16 protein-coding genes, 1 other RNA gene and 1 pseudogene are annotated in these 17144 nt (G+C 48.8%); 8 read left to right on the top strand and 10 right to left on the bottom strand.

The annotated features are described in order from the left end of the window. Positions 1–175 precede the first annotated feature (175 nt). Both B147_RS0126275 and B147_RS0126270 read right to left on the bottom strand, forming a co-directional pair. Complete coding sequence (locus tag B147_RS0126275; protein ID WP_020590180.1) at positions 176–538, bottom strand: hypothetical protein; 363 nt, start codon at positions 536–538, stop codon at positions 176–178. A gap of 44 nt (positions 539–582) precedes the next feature. Next, complete coding sequence (locus tag B147_RS0126270) at positions 583–891, bottom strand: STAS domain-containing protein (protein WP_020590179.1); 309 nt, start codon at positions 889–891, stop codon at positions 583–585. Positions 892–1084: 193 nt separating this feature from the next. Here B147_RS0126270 and ffs point away from each other — a divergent pair. The 6 genes from ffs to nadA all read left to right on the top strand — a co-directional run bounded on the left by ffs (position 1085) and on the right by nadA (position 7491). Then, positions 1085–1183: signal recognition particle sRNA small type (gene ffs, locus B147_RS31450), an RNA gene on the top strand. Between the two features lie 152 nt (positions 1184–1335). Beyond that, a complete protein-coding gene (gene grpE, locus B147_RS0126265) occupies positions 1336–1941 on the top strand; it encodes a nucleotide exchange factor GrpE (RefSeq protein ID WP_020590178.1) in 606 nt (201 codons plus the stop codon). A 22-nt stretch (positions 1942–1963) separates the two neighbouring features. Beyond that, positions 1964–3874 carry a molecular chaperone DnaK gene (gene dnaK, locus B147_RS0126260; RefSeq protein WP_020590177.1) on the top strand — a complete coding sequence of 637 codons (1911 nt, stop codon included), beginning with the start codon at positions 1964–1966 and terminating at the stop codon, positions 3872–3874. Positions 3875–4204: 330 nt separating this feature from the next. Then, positions 4205–5794, top strand: coding sequence for a class I adenylate-forming enzyme family protein (locus tag B147_RS0126255; RefSeq protein ID WP_020590176.1), 1590 nt, complete (start codon positions 4205–4207; stop codon positions 5792–5794). Positions 5795–5905: 111 nt separating this feature from the next. Next, on the top strand, positions 5906–6577 hold the full coding sequence (locus tag B147_RS30785; protein WP_020590175.1) for a LolA family protein: 672 nt from the start codon (positions 5906–5908) through the stop codon (positions 6575–6577). After that, positions 6577–7491 carry a quinolinate synthase NadA gene (nadA, locus tag B147_RS0126245; RefSeq protein WP_020590174.1) on the top strand — a complete coding sequence of 305 codons (915 nt, stop codon included), beginning with the start codon at positions 6577–6579 and terminating at the stop codon, positions 7489–7491. The genes B147_RS30785 and nadA overlap by 1 nt, the downstream gene beginning before the upstream one ends. 144 nt (positions 7492–7635) lie before the next feature. Here the strand turns inward: nadA and B147_RS0126240 are convergent, their stop codons facing one another. From B147_RS0126240 to B147_RS0126225, 4 genes are all read right to left on the bottom strand, one after another. Further along, the gene (locus B147_RS0126240; protein ID WP_020590173.1) at positions 7636–8238 is read right to left on the bottom strand and encodes an FmdE family protein; all 603 of its coding nucleotides are present in this window, start codon (positions 8236–8238) and stop codon (positions 7636–7638) included. Positions 8239–8288: 50 nt separating this feature from the next. Then, a complete protein-coding gene (locus B147_RS0126235; protein ID WP_020590172.1) occupies positions 8289–9608 on the bottom strand; it encodes a TRAP transporter large permease in 1320 nt (439 codons plus the stop codon). Continuing rightward, positions 9605–10099 (bottom strand): TRAP transporter small permease, encoded by a 495-nt coding sequence (locus B147_RS0126230; RefSeq protein ID WP_020590171.1) that lies wholly within the window; start codon positions 10097–10099, stop codon positions 9605–9607. Before B147_RS0126230 ends, B147_RS0126235 begins: the two co-directional genes overlap by 4 nt. Positions 10100–10221: 122 nt before the next feature. Further along, positions 10222–11214 carry a TRAP transporter substrate-binding protein gene (locus B147_RS0126225; RefSeq protein WP_020590170.1) on the bottom strand — a complete coding sequence of 331 codons (993 nt, stop codon included), beginning with the start codon at positions 11212–11214 and terminating at the stop codon, positions 10222–10224. Between the two features lie 517 nt (positions 11215–11731). Here B147_RS0126225 and B147_RS0126215 point away from each other — a divergent pair. Further along, on the top strand, positions 11732–12379 hold the full coding sequence (locus tag B147_RS0126215) for a lysophospholipid acyltransferase family protein (RefSeq protein WP_020590169.1): 648 nt from the start codon (positions 11732–11734) through the stop codon (positions 12377–12379). Here B147_RS0126215 and B147_RS0126210 read toward each other — a convergent pair. Beyond that, positions 12376–13137: a cysteine peptidase family C39 domain-containing protein gene (locus tag B147_RS0126210; RefSeq protein ID WP_020590168.1), complete on the bottom strand. Its 762-nt coding sequence runs from the start codon at positions 13135–13137 to the stop codon at positions 12376–12378. The two genes, B147_RS0126215 and B147_RS0126210, sit on opposite strands and share 4 nt — an antisense overlap. A gap of 23 nt (positions 13138–13160) precedes the next feature. Continuing rightward, positions 13161–13625: an MFS transporter permease gene (locus tag B147_RS0126205; RefSeq protein WP_020590167.1), complete on the bottom strand. Its 465-nt coding sequence runs from the start codon at positions 13623–13625 to the stop codon at positions 13161–13163. Between the two features lie 101 nt (positions 13626–13726). On the opposite strand from B147_RS0126205, the gene hrpB reads away from it, so the two are divergent. Beyond that, on the top strand, positions 13727–16375 hold the full coding sequence (gene hrpB, locus B147_RS0126200) for an ATP-dependent helicase HrpB (protein ID WP_020590166.1): 2649 nt from the start codon (positions 13727–13729) through the stop codon (positions 16373–16375). Positions 16376–16442: 67 nt separating this feature from the next. Here hrpB and B147_RS33615 read toward each other — a convergent pair whose 3' ends face one another. Both B147_RS33615 and B147_RS32590 read right to left on the bottom strand, forming a co-directional pair. Further along, positions 16443–16946: a DUF4386 domain-containing protein gene (locus B147_RS33615; RefSeq protein WP_083927989.1), complete on the bottom strand. Its 504-nt coding sequence runs from the start codon at positions 16944–16946 to the stop codon at positions 16443–16445. Next, positions 16927–17144: pseudogene (locus B147_RS32590) on the bottom strand (hypothetical protein); the annotation flags it as partial. The gene B147_RS33615 and the pseudogene B147_RS32590, both read right to left, overlap by 20 nt.

Raw genomic sequence — 17144 nt, 5'->3', positions numbered from 1 at the left:
CAGTTCTTTCAGGCAGGCATAGACTTCTTCAACAGTATTGCAATCTTCAGCTTTTTTCATCAGCACAGTCCAATTTTATAGTCGTCTCAGCGAGAAGAAACTATCACGTTTTTTGTTCTCAAAGATAGGCTTTTTTCAAACCGGGAAAATGGGAATGCGCCCGGACCATGCAACCTTATTGATTGACTAATTTAATTTTTACAATTTCGCCTTTTTTGTTTACATAGGCCACCCCTTGACCAAGGGGTGTTCCGGAAGAGGCTTCAACGATAACTATTTTCTTTTCATCCAATACGTTCGTTGATAATTCTTCGTTAGACATCACCTTCCCTGAAGCATCTTTGGACACAGAATCGGTCTTTTGATTCGATGACCCTGTTTTGTCTTTATTATTTCCTGTTTCGTCGGCCAGATGGTAGCGCATCTTATTTCTATCGGCAATGAGCTTACCGACGCCGGAATAATTATCGTCCTGGCTTTCACAGGACGGTAATACCGCCATGAAAAAAACCAGAAAAGAAATCAAAAAAAAACGCATTTGGTAATCCTAACATTTGGGCTTAATTGAAGCCTGACCTAAACCTATTCAGCCGCGTCCACGGTAAAACGGCGGTTCAGCCTCATGGTTGAAAACAGGCCATAAATATCCTGTGCAACATTGATGACCTTTAATTGACGGTTGGACTGGCTCAGGGAATTATAAGCGGCAATAATCACGCCAATACCAACGGAATCCACCATGCTCACGCCATCAAGATCAATAATCAAGGTGCCCTGGGAGGAATCGACGGCAGACATCAATTCCGCCTTAAAAGCCTCAGCCATGGACGCAACCACATCTTCACCGGGCTTAACTACAGTCTGGTCCGCACTAGTGACTATTTCACTCATTTTTCTCTCCTTTTACAATGATGGGTTGAATTAAATATATATATTAACTTAAAACCTATTTTTGTTCAAATCCAAAAATTATCTTCAAATCTAAACTCGGCAAAATATTTACATTTATTTTCTCCTTGAATTTAAATCAAAAACCACGTATATAATGAAACTTCCCGGCTGATTAAGTCGGGCGGATAATTCTGACCGGTCGCCTCGTAACAGAAGGCCACGAACCTCGTCAGGTCCGGAAGGAAGCAGCGATAAATGATCCCTTCTGTGTCTTGGATCGATCCCGGTCACGCAATTATCCGCCCTATTTAGTCAGCCGGGTTTTCTTTTTTTACCTACCTTTTATATCTTGACATGTTTTCAAACAGACTTATTTTTCAGCCATAATTTATCATTTAATTAATTTTTAAACATTTAAATATAAGGGATTTTGGAGCAAACACATTGGTACTCAAAGAGAATAAAAACAAAGCCGACGGGAAAGAGGAAAAAACCGATTCCCCGAATACTCCTGAGACAGACGAGCAAAAAAATTCCGATGAAGGAAACGAGCCGGAAAATAAGGATGATACCACAGGGGTTGAAGATCAGTTGAATGAGCAAAAAGAAAAAGTGCTCAGATTATCAGCGGAATTTGAAAATTTCAAAAAGCGAAAGCAAAGAGAAATTGATGAGTTCAAGAAATTTGCCAATGAAACCATCTTCAGACAGCTTCTTTCTGTGGTGGATAATCTTGAGCGGGCCATTAACTCGGCCACAGATGCAGTGGAGGAAACCAGTCTGCTTGAAGGCGTAAAACTGACACACAAAGAGCTCCTCAAGCTATTTGAATCTTTCAACGTAACGCAGGTCGAGGCAGAAAATCAGCCCTTTAACCCCAATTTTCATCAAGCCGTCACCCATGCACAAGATAATGACGTGCCGGACAATACTGTCACCAATGTCCTGCAAAAAGGATATCTGCTTCATGACAGACTGCTTAGGCCGGCCATGGTGGTTGTCTCAAAAAAAGTTGAGAATCAGACCCAAGAAACTACTAAGGAAGATTAAAGATATTTAGAAAGGAATTGTTATGGGTAAAATTATTGGAATCGACCTTGGCACAACCAACTCATGTGTCGCGGTCATGGAAACGGGTGGAGAGGCAAAGATTATCACCAATGCCGAAGGCGGTAGAACAACACCGTCCATTGTTGCGGTCACCGAAAGCGGGGAGCGTATTGTCGGCCAGGCAGCCAAGCGTCAGGCTGTAACAAACCCTGAAAATACCATTTTTGGTGTAAAACGTCTCATCGGCAGAAAATTTAACTCAAAGGAAGTCCAGGATGACATCCCCATATTACCATATATAATAGAAGCCGCCGCAAACGGCGATACCCGGATCAACATACGGGGCAAGCAGTACAGTCCTGCCGAAGTTTCCTCGTTTATTCTTGCCAATATCAAGAAAACTGCCGAGGATTACCTTGGAGAAGCCGTAACCGAAGCCGTTATTACGGTCCCCGCCTACTTTAACGACAGCCAGCGCCAGGCGACCAAGGATGCCGGTAAAATTGCAGGGCTGGAAGTCAAACGTATTATCAATGAACCCACAGCTGCATCCCTGGCCTATGGCCTGGATAAAAAAGGCGAGGAAAAAATCGCTGTCTTCGACCTTGGCGGCGGCACATTTGACGTATCTGTCCTTGAAATCGGTGACGGGGTCTTTGAAGTAAAATCCACCCACGGTGATACGCATTTAGGCGGTGAAGACTTTGACCTGCGTGTCATTGACCACCTGGCAAATGAGTTTAAAAAAGAGCAGGGCATTGACCTTCGAAGCGATAAGATGGCTTTACAGCGGCTGAAAGAGGCGGCTGAAAAGGCAAAAATGGAGCTGTCAAGTTCCACGGAAACCACTATCAACCTGCCTTTTATTACGGCGGACGCATCCGGGCCCAAGCATCTGGACATGAAGTTGACCAGAGCGAAACTGGAGGCCCTTGTCGCCGACCTTTTGGACAAACTGGAAATTCCCTGTACAACAGCCTTGAAAGAAGCGCACCTAAAACCCGGTGATGTAGATGAGGTTGTTCTGGTTGGCGGCATGACCCGTATGCCTGCGGTTCAGGAACGTGTTGAAAAAATCTTCGGCAAAAAACCCCATAAGGGTGTTAACCCGGACGAGGTAGTTGCCATGGGTGCCGCAGTCCAGGCCGGCGTACTCCAAGGCGATGTCAACGACGTGCTTCTGCTGGATGTCACCCCGCTTTCCCTGGGTATTGAAACCCTTGGCGGCGTTATGACCCGACTGATCGAAAAAAACACCACGATCCCCACCAAAAAGAGCCAGGTGTTCTCCACGGCCGCCGACAACCAGCCGGCGGTATCCATTCACGTACTCCAGGGCGAACGCCAGATGTCGGCAGACAATAAGACCTTAGGTCAGTTTGAACTGTCCGACATTCCGCCGGCCCCCAGGGGTGTTCCCCAGATTGAAGTGACCTTTGACATTGATGCCAACGGTATTGTTCACGTATCTGCCAAAGACAAGGCCACAGGCAAGGAACAATCCATCCAGATCACGGCAGCGTCCGGCTTAAGCGATGATGAAATCCAGCGCATGGTGAAAGATGCTGAGATGCACGCTGACGAAGATAAAAAGAAACGTGAACTGGTGGATACCAAAAATCAGGCCGAAGCCCTGGTGGACCAGACCGAAAAAACCCTGAAAGAGCATGGGGACAAAGTGGATGAAGCCACCAGAAAATCCATTGAAGATGCTGCCCAAGCCCTGAAGCAAGCCAAGGACTCTGACAATCTTGAGGATATCAAGGCCAAAATTGAAACCCTGTCCCAGGCCTCCCACAAACTGGCCGAGGTGATGTACCAGCAGGCACAGACAGACAGCCAGGCCGGTGGTGCCGATGCCGGTGCAGGTCCTGCCAATGACGATGATGACGTTGTTGATGCGGATTTTGAAGAGGTCAAAAAAGATAAATAGTAACGAACCGTTGTACTAACCTGCCCTGAATTATAATGTCCTGATTCAGGGCGGGAATTTGATGTTGAATATAATCCTGCCGTGATCTATATTGACCCGGCAGGATTTTTATTTAGTGTTTGGACGAAAAGTCACCCATCTGCGGCGTTGCATAAAAATTTGCAATCCTCACAACCATGAGGTTGCTCCGGTTGCAAATTTTTATGCGCCTTGCAGCTGGGCAACTTTTCACCCAAACACCAACTTCCGCTCAAGTACTATTGAGGTAGGGGAAAATGCTATTTTACAGGATAGGCTAACTTTAAAAGAATTATTTAAACTAATTAAGACATGATCATTACTGACATCCTCCGGCAGAACAACGCACTTTACCCGGAAAAAGCAGCGTTAATAGAACGAACCCCGGCCACGGGCCGGCGCGAACAGATTACCTGGTCCGACTTTTACCGGCAAAGCGTCCGGACAGCCAATGCCCTGCAGGCAAAAGGCATTAACAAGGGTGATACAGTGGTTCAGCTTATGACCAATAGTCTTTCGTGGCTGCCTATCTATTTCGGGGTACTATATACCGGTGCCTGGATCGCTCCCTTGAATTTCAGGTTCGAATCAGACAAAATCCTTTTATGCACCATGACGGCAGAAGCCAAGGCGTTTATTTTCGGCCCCGAATTTGTGGAGCGGATCGAAAAAATCAGACAGAAATTATCCCAATTTGTGAAATTGTGGATATATACAGGGCCGGAAAAGGAGTGTCCAGACTGGGCCAGCTCTTTTCACCAATTCATCAGTGACGCAGACGGGCAAACACCGCCGGATGTAGAATTAACGCCGGAAGACGAAGCCGCCCTCTATTTTACCTCCGGGACCACCGGGACCCCCAAGGCGGTCCTGCACACCCACAGGGCGTTGATGCATGCTTGTAAGGTGGAAAATGACCACCACAGCCAGACCCATGATGACGTATTCCTGTGCATCCCGCCCCTGTACCACACCGGTGCAAAAATGCACTGGATGGGATCTTTTCTGGTGGGGGGGAAATGCGTTTTGCTCAACGGGGTCAAGTCGGAATGGATCATTGAGGCAGTATCCGAAGAAAAATGCACCATTGTGTGGCTGCTGGTACCCTGGGCCCATGACATTCTCATTGCCATTGACGATGGCCGGATCAAACCCGCGGACTACAACCTTTCCCAGTGGCGCCTCATGCATATCGGGGCCCAGCCCGTCCCCCCAAGCTTGATCCGGAACTGGCGCAAACATTTCCCTGGCCAGGATTACGATACCAATTACGGGTTGACCGAATCCTCAGGCCCCGGGTGTGTCCATTTAGGGGTGTCAAACGCGGACCGGATCGGCCCCATAGGCATTCCCGGATACGGCTGGCAAGCACAGATTGTGGACAAGCAGGGCAGTCGGCTGCCCTTTGGTGAAACCGGCGAGCTGATTGTCAAAGGCCCCGGGATGATGAAAGAATATTATAAAAACCCCGAAGCCACGGCCAAAACCATAAAAAACGGATGGTTGTTTACAGGTGACATGGCCAGATATGACAAGGACGGGTTTATCTGGCTTGTGGACCGCAAAAAGGATGTCATCATCTATGGTGGGGAAAACATTTTCCCTGTGGAAATCGAAAATTTTTTTCTCAAACATGAAAAGATCCGGGATATTGCGGTGATCGGTGTGCCTGACGAGCGTTTAGGGGAAATTCCTGCCGGCATCATCAGCCCTAAGCCCAATACCATGATGTGCGAACAGGATATTCTTGATTTCCAGAGTGAACTTCCCAGGTACAAGCAACTGAAAAAAATATTTTTCGGCGATGTACCCAGAAACCCCACCGGTAAAATAGAAAAACCGAAACTGCGAAGAATTTATGCCGAAGACAAACGCAAATCCATGGATGTGCTGCTCAAATAACAGCCATGGGCTGACCACCTGGCCGATCAACACCCAGGCGCACCCCACAACAACACATGAAAGCAATTTAACAGCTTATTGAAACTTTCTTCATGTAAAATGGACGACAAAATGAAATATATGACCCGAATGTCTGCCCCATGGGCAATAATACTTTTTATCGCCATGACACCGGCAACATTGCCCTGCAATGCGGCCCAGTCCCTTGATGACGAAACTGCCAAAATTGTCTCCGGGATTGAAGCAAAGTACGCCAATAAAAGTTTCAGTGCCGATTTTGAACAAGCCTCCCGTCTGACCGCTTTGGATGTGACGGAAATTGCCAAAGGCAGGGCCTGGTTCAGCCACCCGGGGAAAATGAAATGGGCATATGAAAGTTCAGACAACCATGAAATCATCACCAATGGAAAAGAACTGTGGATCTACCGTCCCGAAGAAAACCAGGTGATGATAGGCGATGCCGCCCCGTTCTTCCAATCCGGCTCCGGTGGCGCATTTCTGGCAGATATACGCAAAATAAGAGAAGAGTTCACCGTTGAACCGGGCAAATCGGGTGACAACTTTGCCCAACTTGTGCTGACCCCTAAAAAGGAAACGCCTGAACTTGCAAAAATACGTATCACTGTGGATCTCCCCGGATATGAAATTCCTGTCGTGGAAACAGAAAATATCTACGGAGATACCACCAAATTTATATTTACCAATATCAAGTTCAGCACATTTGACGAACAGATATTTGAATTTACCCCCCCACCGGGGACTGAAACGATAGAAATAGACTAATGACGACTAAAAATTCTACACTCCACCAGAAGATCCGGGATCTGGCCAAGGCAAAAAAGGCTATTATCCTGGCCCATAATTACCAATCCGCCCCGATCCAGGATGTTGCGGATCTGTGCGGCGATTCCCTTGAAATGAGCATTAAGGCGGCAGCCACGGATGCAGACATCATTGTCTGCTGCGGGGTTCGCTTTATGGCAGAAACGGCAGCCATCCTGTGCCCGGACAAAATCGTGCTTATGCCCAATCCTGACGCCGGCTGCCCCATGGCAGATATGGTTACCCCCGAAGCCTTGGTCAAACGCAAGAAAGAGCTTGGCGGCATCCCTGTGATCACCTATGTCAACTCATCTGCCGCCGTAAAGGCGGTATCGGATATCTGCTGCACCTCCGCCAACGTGGTTAAGGTGGTCAATTCGTTAGAGGCCGATGAAGTGCTCATGACACCGGACCGCAACCTGGCCCGGTATGCAGCGGCCCATACCGATAAAAAGGTTCATTTGTGGGAGGGATACTGTCCCTTTCACAACGATTTAAGTGTTGAAGCGGTCAAAGCAGCCAAATCCGCCCACCCCAACGCCCTGTTTGTGGCCCACCCGGAATGTACCCCGGAAGTGCTTGAACTTGCCGACAGCATCCAGTCCACATCGGGAATGATCCGCTTTGTCGGTGAAAGTTCGGCAGACCAGTTTATCATAGGCACGGAAATAGGATTGCTCCACCCCATTTCAAAGGCATACCCGGAAAAAACTTTTTTCCCCGCATCTGATCAACTGCTATGCACAGACATGAAGAAAACACAGTTGCAGGACATTTTGGACTGCCTTGAAAACATGTCAGGAAGGGTGGTGGTTGAAGAGGAAATCCGTATTAAAGCCATGGATGCTGTTAAAGCAATGATTAATACAAAATAGTGGGGCAGCCGGGAATCAATTAATTCTCCACCTTGCTCGACGTCTTATCTTATTTTAGGACTCAGGGTGCATATTTAATTTCAATATGCGTCTTGAGCCGCCCACTTTAAATTGTAGAATATCAGCCTAAACCCATCTTCTGATTTATTTGTTTCCATGGGTGTCCACAGGCTCATAATAGGTTCCCAGGGCACAGGGCCGGCACAGTATCCGGTTATTTTTAAAAACCTCTTTTTTATCCCTGACCACAATCCCGCATTGGTCACATACGGCCTTGAACCGTGTGGGGCCTGGCATCTCCGATGCAGGGACATTGACTTTTACCTGGGTAACCGTAAACAAATCCGAATCATCCATGATTTTGTAAGCTTCAAGTTGGGCTATTCTTGGATCTTCAATGTGGGGCATTAATTTGGGGGCAAGATCCCGGGCTGTTTCCGTGGAGACGATTCTGAACGCCTTTCCTGTTTCAAGGTTCACAAAGGTGGCAGCCATGATGCCGTTGTCAATAAATTTTAAGGACCGTCTGCCGAGCTTTACGCCCGTGACATAAGAGATGGCGTCCGTGGCACATCGGTCCATCTCCACATATACAATAATTTTTTTTATCTGGGGCAATGTTGACGGTTCATCCAGACCAATGAGCCGGCACCCGAGCATGGCCATGCGCACCCCGATCACTTGCCCCGAACACAGATGACCATGGGCCTGTGCCGATCCTTCAAGCAATGTATTAAAGTCTTTCAATAGCTCCCCTGCATTTTTCTGTTTAAATGCCTCTTTTTTTTAGAGTCTTGTTAAGAATACATCAAATGGGGAAGAAACAAAATGATGCTGGGAACGGCAATGAGAATGATAACTCCGATAATCAGAGCAATCAAAAACGGGGTAATGCCCTTGAATATTTTTTCCAGGGCTACGTTATGGGAGAGCACATTTTGGGCCACCCCGTAAACCACATAGACATTGATGCCCACAGGCGGTGTAATCACCCCCATCTCCGTAACCATGACAATGATAATACCAAACCAGATGGGGTCATACCCCAGCTCCATGACCACCGGGAAAAATATGGGAACAGTAAGGGTCACAAAGGCCAGGGCATCCATAAAACAACCACCCAGAAAATAGATAAAAATGATCACGGCAATGACCAGGGCTGGCGCCATATTAAGCCCGCTCACCCAGGATGCAATCTCAAATGGAATACGGGTAACGGCCAGGAATTTGCCGAAAATAACGGCCCCTGTAATCAGCATCAACACCATACAGGAGGTGGTCAATGTTTCCATTAAGGATTTCACGAACCCCTTCCAGGTGAGCTGACGCTTGATTACAGCAATGACCAGGACACCAAAGGCGCCTATGGAAGCCGCTTCCGTTGGAGTAAACAGCCCGTAGAAGATACCTCCCACCACCAGGGCAAAGATAATCAGGGTTTCGCCAAGGCCCAAAAGTGCTTTGAACCGCTCTGCCCAGGAAAATTTTTCCCCGGCAGGCCCGGCGTTTTTGTCCATCAGACAGGTGATATACACAGCGCAGATAAAAAGCATGGTCACAAGAAGGGCCGGGAATATGCCGGCCACAAAAAGCTGCCCAATGGACTGCTCGGTTAAAATGCCGTAGATGATCAGCACCACGGACGGGGGCATGATCATGCCGATACCGCCGCCCGAGGCCACAGAGCCTGTGGCCAGGGCATCGTCATAGTTAAACCGCTTCATTTCGGGCAGTCCCACCGTTGCCATGGTGGCAGCCGTGGCAGGACTTGAGCCGCATACGGCTCCGAATGCCGTACAGGCGCTTACCGTCGCCATGGCAAGGCCCCCGCGTACGCTGCCCAAAAATTTATATCCGGCGGAATAGAGCCGCTTGGATATGCCGGAGTTGAATCCAAGCTGCCCCATGAGAATGAACAGCGGAATCGTGGTCAGGTCATAGGAGGCAAAGGTGTCATAAAAACTTCTGGATAAAAGAATAAGCGCAGCATCCGGGCTTATCATTAATGAAACGCCAATAAACCCCACCAGGGCCATAACAAACGCCACAGGCATCTGGGTCATGAACATCGTGATCATGGCGACAACACCGATAATTCCTGAAAGAATGGGGCTCATTCTGTTTTGCCTCTTTTTAACTGGTTGACGGTAGCAACAATCTGCTGAAGTATGGTGCCTGAAAAAAAAGCAAGGCTTACCGCCAGGACAAGGATAATATAATGCACTGGAAATTCCAGGTTCATGGAAACTTCACCGGCCTGCCGGAGATCTTTGGCATAAACAAACATCTGCCAGGCAACCACTGAAAAAAAAATCAGGGTAAAGGTCCGGGTAAACAGGTCCAGCAGCAGGCGGATTTTGCGGGGGAAAAGACGGGTAATAATCTCCACGCCTACGTGCCCGCCCACTTTATAGGTGTGGGGTAAGGCCGCAGCGGCAACGGCAACAGCGAGAAATCCCACAATCTCCACAGATCCGAAAATGGGGTGTTTAAAAAAACGTCCTGCCACGTCCGCCACGGTAATGAGCATCATCAGTGTCAGGGCAAGGGCACCGGCAGATCTGAGCAGGTTGGAAACAAGGTTTAAGAAACGGTCCGGAAATGTCATACAACAGCCTGTTATTGCAAAATTATGTTAACAAAAAATTAGGAAGAATCCGCTTAATAAGCGAATTCTTCCATAAAATTAACTACTGCGCCTAAGAACGCGCTTTATGTCGGTAATACCGGCTACATGTTGGCTTTTATGAAATCCACAACAGCCTTTCCATCCACGCCCTTTTCAGATACTTTTTTAATGTAGTTGTCAAGGACCGGCCGGACAGCTTCTTGCCACCTTTCGGATTCTTCTTCTGACTGGGGGATGACAATCCCGCCTTTTTCCTTGAAAAACGCCATGCCATCCTTGTCGGATTCGTCCCAGGCTTCTCCGTGTTTCACTGCCCACTCCCGGCTTATGTCCGTAATGGCATTCTGCTGTTCCGGAGTAAGCTTGTTCCACTTATTTTTGTTCATAAATACACCGAAGGTGGTGGTATAAGCGGTGGAAAAATTCTGGATCATATAATGAACCACTTCGCCCAGTTTCCAGCCTTTGTTGGATTCAATGGGATGGCAGGAGCCGTCCACAACACCTTTTTGCAGCATCTGGTAGCACTCTCGCATACTCGTGCCCACCGGAGATGCACCCAGGGCACCCATAACCAAGCCGCTGGTGCCTGTGCTCCTTATCTTAAGGCCTTTTAAGTCTTCAAGGGTGTTTACTTCCTTATCCCGGGTGTGGATCAAGCCCGGCCCATGGGCATGGAAAAACAAGAGACGGATCTCCTTGAATTCTTCAGGTTTGAATTTTTCATACATGGCATTGGCAACGGTCGTGGCCTGGACCCCGGAGGTGTATCCCATGGGCAGATCAATCGCCTCGGCCACCGGAAACCTGCCCCGGGAGTATCCCAAGGCGGTCATACCGATGTCGGCTAAGCCCCCGCTAACCACCTCGTCGTAAGTTTGATCGGGTTTGGTCAGGGTGGAGGCCGGAAAATATTGAATAACGACTTCCCCATGGGTCCTTTTTTCAACTTCCTTGCACCAGCTTTCGGTAAGTTGGCTCTGGATGTGTGTAGGCGGGAAAAAATTGGAGTATCGAAGGGTGGTTTTAGCAAAAGCATGGGATGCCCAAGACAGACAAAATAAAAAAACTATTAACAAAGACCATTTTTTCATGGTACCTCACAATTTAAAAGTGATTATAATTTAACTATAAATTACACTATAGGATATCGGCCTATACTATCCGAACAACCCAGGAGTCAAGAAAAAAACCGCCCGAATGGTGGGCGCATCGTGCCAATTTGGTTGCACCGTCAACCATAGCCATCCATAATAAAGCATAACAATCGGGGCGTTTTTATAACGGCCATGGGCCGTCCGTGGTCTATCTACACTCAGGCTTCGACCCACAACAGAGAGAGAAATAATCCAGGCACTTGCTGGAAACTTTCTTATAAAATCCCAAAAAACAATTCGGCCAAATCCGCCTTTCAGCCTGAATCTTATAAATTTAACCCCTGAAAAAATGGACAAAAAATTTAAACTCAAACCCAATATTCATTGCACCGTCAACAATGATAAATCCATTTATCAATCCGGCCCAAGAATTGCCGGGGCATCCACTTTCTCCTTGCTTTTTTCTCCCTGTCTGATAGCGTCATCGCTATTATGCTTCTAGGAAACCCTTAAAATGATCAAACAACTTAAATTTATTATTTATACACGCCCCTTTATCTGCTTTGTATATTATTTAATACGCCTTTATAGTGCGACCTTCAGGGTAAAAGTTGAAAATGAAAAGAGCTGGCAGGCCATGCTCAATGGAAATCAGCCGGTAATTCTGGTGACCTGGCACCAGCAGTTTTTTTCGGCCATACGGCATTTTAAAAAATATGCCCGGTATCATCCGGGGTTGATGATTTCAAGAAGCCGGGACGGCGACCTTATCTCCGCCGTGGCCCGGCGCAGCGGATGGCACACACCAAGGGGGTCATCTTCAAGGGGAGGCAAAGAGGCCATGGCAGAGATGATTGCCCATCTCAATACCTATGGCTTTGGCGCTCATATCCTGGACGGTCCCACCGGCCCCATGGGCAAGGTCAAACCGGGCATCATAAAAATGGCATTGCAAACCAATGCCGTACTGGTTCCTTTTTTCACCGATGCCGATCGGGCCTGGTTTTTTAATTCCTGGGACCGGTTCATGGTCCCCAAGCCCTTTGCCAGGGTCCGGCTGCGCTTTTTAGATCCCATCTATATCTGCGAGGAGAAAAATGAAGCTTTCGAAATCCTGCGTGAGCGACTTGAAAAGATTATGTTACCGGGTCTCCACCGTTAATTCAGGTGAATGACCACAATCCCGCCGCAGTCATACCCAAAAGGCCTGAAGACCCCGGCGTATCGGGTGGCGATACCTTTGTAAAATCTGTTGAAGGGAATATCGTATGCCGATTCCTGGTCAGGATCAACGTCTAGGATCGTGACCAAACCGGTTGACGGATCAAATCCACCCACAGGCGAAATATGGGGGATATTCATTTCCTTTATAAATGTGCCCTGGTCAAAATGGGCAATGATCAAACAATTGTCCAGGAATTGAAAATTTTTAAGGTGCCCACGAATCTGCTGCCTTACCCTGGTCCGGCCCTGGCCTAAACAGCCTTGGATCATTTCAACTTTCTTAAAGGGAATATCATAGATCCTAAGACTGTCTTCGACCACAGCCGTAAGCACCGCAAGCGGCAACCCCCGCCGCCCTTCGTATCCATCCGGTCCCATGCGCTCTTTCCAGTGGGCGGTTCTCACTTTTTCCAAAATGGCCGGCTGGGTGACTATGGGGCCGGGGCACCTATACCGTTCCCTTAACACATTGACCACACAGACCACCGAAGCCACGGAGCACGAAGATTCATGGTATTGCTTGACATGGTGGCGAAACAAGGCCGCCTGAAGACTTTGTCCCTTGGACAGTCCGGGGGAGGGAGTCATATGCTTTGCCTGGCCCGGACCGAAACTGCCTGTGCGTGTCGCCCAGTGAAAAAAATATCTGAGGGTCAGGTACGTTCGGACGATGCAAAATCTGAAAAGGTTCATCATGGCACCCCCAAAAGCTATTTTATTTATTTTTCACGAATAACCGTCTGTGTCCGGCCAAGTTTAAATGTCAGACCCTGGGGCGTATCTGTTAAAAAAGCGGTCATCTGTGCCAGGGCTTTCTGGGTGAATTTGACCAGATGGGCGTAGGTTTCCAAAAAAAGGGCGTCCGCTTTTATGTAAAGGGCTTCAGGATTAAGGGTAATGGTATCAAGGGTATTTAAGGTCAATTCAATCCCGGCATCTTTTCTGACAAGATCCACCACAAAAACAGCCGTCTCTTCATAAGGGAAATAGACCTTTTCTTCAACATCATTGATGGTCTGGCATAAAAAATATCCCTGGTCGTCTTTTTGGATGGATTGATTAAAATATTTTATAATTTTGGGGTGTTCCAATTTCCCGTGTTCATTTTGCCAGGAGCCGTCCTTATCCATCCAGAAAACAGCTTGATCTTTGGGGATGATGTTCTGTTTTTTTGTCCGGGCCATAGGTATTTCCTTAAATTGGGAACTTAATGTTTTCTTGTATCTGAAAACAAAAACAGATACAAGTGGCAAACATTTTTTAAGATATGGAGAAGCACCTTGCTATGACCTGCCATTTGGAAAACAGCCTTTCCCTGCTGCCCCCCAAGGTAAAAGATCTTCCCGGCATTGCGGGTCTGCCTGTGGTGTCGGTGCTGGGGCAGATGGATAAAGCCCTGGAAGAGAAAAGACGCGTCCTGCTTTCGGCCCCGCCGGGTGCCGGAAAGACCACCCTTGTGCCTCTGGCCTTAATGAACCGACCCTGGCTGAAAAATAAAAAAATCATCATGCTGGAACCCCGGCGGCTGGCGGCCCGGGCCTGTGCCGCCCACATGGCTGAACTTCTCGGAGAAACAGCGGGTCAGCGTATTGGATATCAGGTCCGCATGGAACGATGCATTGGCCCCAAAACCCAGGTAGAGATTGTCACCGAGGGGATTCTCACCCGCAGGCTGCAATCTGATCCGGGACTGGAAGGTGTTGGGCTGGTTATTTTTGATGAATTCCATGAACGCCATATTCATGGAGATCTGGCCCTGGCCCTGAGCCTTGATGCGGCCGAAGGCTTTGCCGAAGACCTGCGTATTGCAGTCATGTCCGCCACCATGGACATCCAGGCGTTGTCCGATCTTTTGGGAAATGCCCCGGTTATTTCATCGAAAGGCAAAACCTGGCCTGTGGAAACCATATATGTGGATCCGCACAATCAAAAAGGCGCATCCAATGCCAAGACCGGATGGGCCGCTATTCTGCCGGCCTGTCTGAATACCGTGGCCAAGGCCGTGGCCTGCCATGACGGAGATATTCTTGTTTTTCTGCCCGGTGCTGCAGCCATCCGGCGTCTTGCTGAAAAATTAAATGAGAAAGTCAAACAGGATTCCTCTATAAAAGTGATCCCTTTGTTCGGCGGTCTCTCTTTCAAGGCCCAGAAAGCCGCCATTGAGCCGGCAGCACCAGGAAACAGGAAAATTGTGCTGGCCACCCCCATTGCAGAGACATCCCTGACCATCCAGGGTGTCCGGGTGGTGGTGGATTCAGGATTAGTCAACCGGCCTGAGTTTTCACCGGGCCGGAGCATGACCCGGCTGGAAACCCGGCCTGTGTCCAAAGCGTCTGCAGACCAGCGCCGGGGCCGTGCCGGACGCACCGCGCAGGGCACCTGTTACCGGCTGTGGCCCCAATATGTGCACCAGGGCCTTGTGCCCTTCAACCGTCCGGAAATCCTCAACGCGGATCTGGCCCACCTGGTCCTTGAACTCTCCCTTTGGGGGGTGCGTGATCCGTCTGAACTCAAGTGGCTGGACATCCCTTCTCCCCGGGCTGTTACTGCGGCGAAAGAGCTGCTTATTTCCCTGGGAGCCCTGGACACTGAGGGTGCAATCACTGCCCATGGCCGGGAGATGCTGACTGCGGGTATCCATCCCCGGCTGGCCCATATGGTTCTTCGGGCCAACGAGATGGGCCACGGCTTTTTAGGGTGCTGTCTTTGTGCATTGGTTGAAGAAAAGGATATCGTTGCCCTTGAAGATGGCCATCGGGATCCTGATATTGTTCTGCGCCTGGAGATCCTGACCCAATTATCACAATCGAAAACGCATAAAAGAAATATCCCCCACCGGGAACGGGCATTCTCCATCCTGGCCCAAGCCCGGCGCCTTGCAGGCCTGTTTAATATTCAAGGCCGGGGCATGGATGTGAATGCGGCAGGCAGGCTTCTGGCCCAGGCCTTTCCGGACCGGGTTGCGGTAAGACGCAGTGCAGGATCTTTGTCCTTTTTAACAGCCAAGGGCAGTGGTGTTTTTTTTGACACGAAAAATACCCTGTCTGCCCGGGATTTTATTGTGGCCGTTGAAGTGGACGGCCAGGCAAAAAATGCGCGGATTTTTCTGGCCGCAGCCCTGGACCGGGCAGATTTGGAAACTGATTTTTCAACGGCACTGGAACCACAGGACATCGTGGACTGGGACCCTGGGACTGCTGCGGTAAAAGCGGTCAGGCAAACCCTGTTTGGCCGGATTGTGGTCAGCCAGACACCTTTGCCCATACCCGACCCGGAGGCGGTGAAATCTGCCATGATCCGTGGGATCAGGCAAACAGGTCTTCAGACGCTTGACTGGCAGAAAAAAAACATGAATTTCAGACACAGGGTGCTTTTTCTAAAAAATCTTGCCAAGGCCTGTCCGGATTTTGCCCGATTATCCGATGTGGATGATAAAGCTCTGACAGATACCCTGGAAGACTGGCTCGGCCCCTTTCTTTCAGGGGTCACGTCTGCTGCCGGACTGAAACGCGTGGATCTGGATGCAGCCATAAAAGCCCTTTTTACCTGGGACCAGTTAAAACTGGTGGACAGGCATGCGCCTACCCATATCCGGGTGCCGTCCGGATCAACCATCCCCATCCGGTATGCGGACAAAAACGGGGCCTTGGAATCTCCGGTACTTGCGGTCAGAATCCAGGAAGTATTCGGCATGGACGCTACTCCCGTGATCGCCGCAGGCCAGGTGCCCTTGACCCTTCACCTGCTATCCCCTGCATCCCGGCCGGTTCAGATCACAACCGACCTTGGCCATTTCTGGGCCCAGACCTACCAGGAGGTGAAAAAGGATCTTATGGGGCGCTATCCCAAACATTACTGGCCCCAAGATCCGCATACGGCCCAGGCCACGGCCAGGGCCAAACCCCAAAAGCCTAAACGCCCGGTTGGTAATTGATGAAATCGTTCTGCCTCTTCTGAAATCAGCGCCGGTGAAACTTCATATCATCATGAATGCTCTTATTTTATATTTTGATCCCTTTTATCAACAACCACAAACAAAGTGATATTTCTCCGATAATCGGTGCTATATATATCGGAGCGATCGCAGAACCATATTCCGGACTCAAAAAAAGAGTCAAACTCCCGACCACATATCCGATTCCTGCGAATACTATCAGGATGCCTAATATCCACGGGAAATATACGGATTTGTATAACAGGTACCCCAGAAATAAACAGTGCACCCCGAAAAAAATCAGGCCCAAATCATAACCGTGCCTGTGAATATTAAGAAACACCAACGCCATGGCATTGATTTGGTCTTGGCTGAAAACACTGAGATTTTCAGGACTGGTCAAAATCAGTAGCGCAGCAAAGTAATTGAGCAGGTTGCTGCCGTAAATCGCAGTTCCCGTTAATCTAAATCCGGTTGAAACCAAAGCCCCTGTTCTGTTTACCGGCTTCAGGAGGACATATAATAAGAAGGGCGCATTCCCATTTTCCCGGTCATGCCGCCGGCATTGGATTGTGCGTGGTTGCCATGAGTTTCAAACAATCCCAACGCCCTGCTTTAAAGTATGATCGTAGCATAATCATTTTTTCTGCATTTTCCCGATACCAAAAAGTGCATGGACCTTTCAGACGTAAATTCACCACCCTACGAATTGAACTTTCAATAGCACCGCTGCCAATAGGTAAATTCAACGCTTTTACAGTGGGGAAAT

Origin of the sequence: Desulfobacter curvatus DSM 3379 (assembly GCF_000373985.1) — a bacterium.
GTDB classification, from domain to species: Bacteria; Desulfobacterota; Desulfobacteria; order Desulfobacterales; family Desulfobacteraceae; genus Desulfobacter; species Desulfobacter curvatus.
This window is presented reverse-complemented; position numbering and strand designations above follow the sequence as displayed.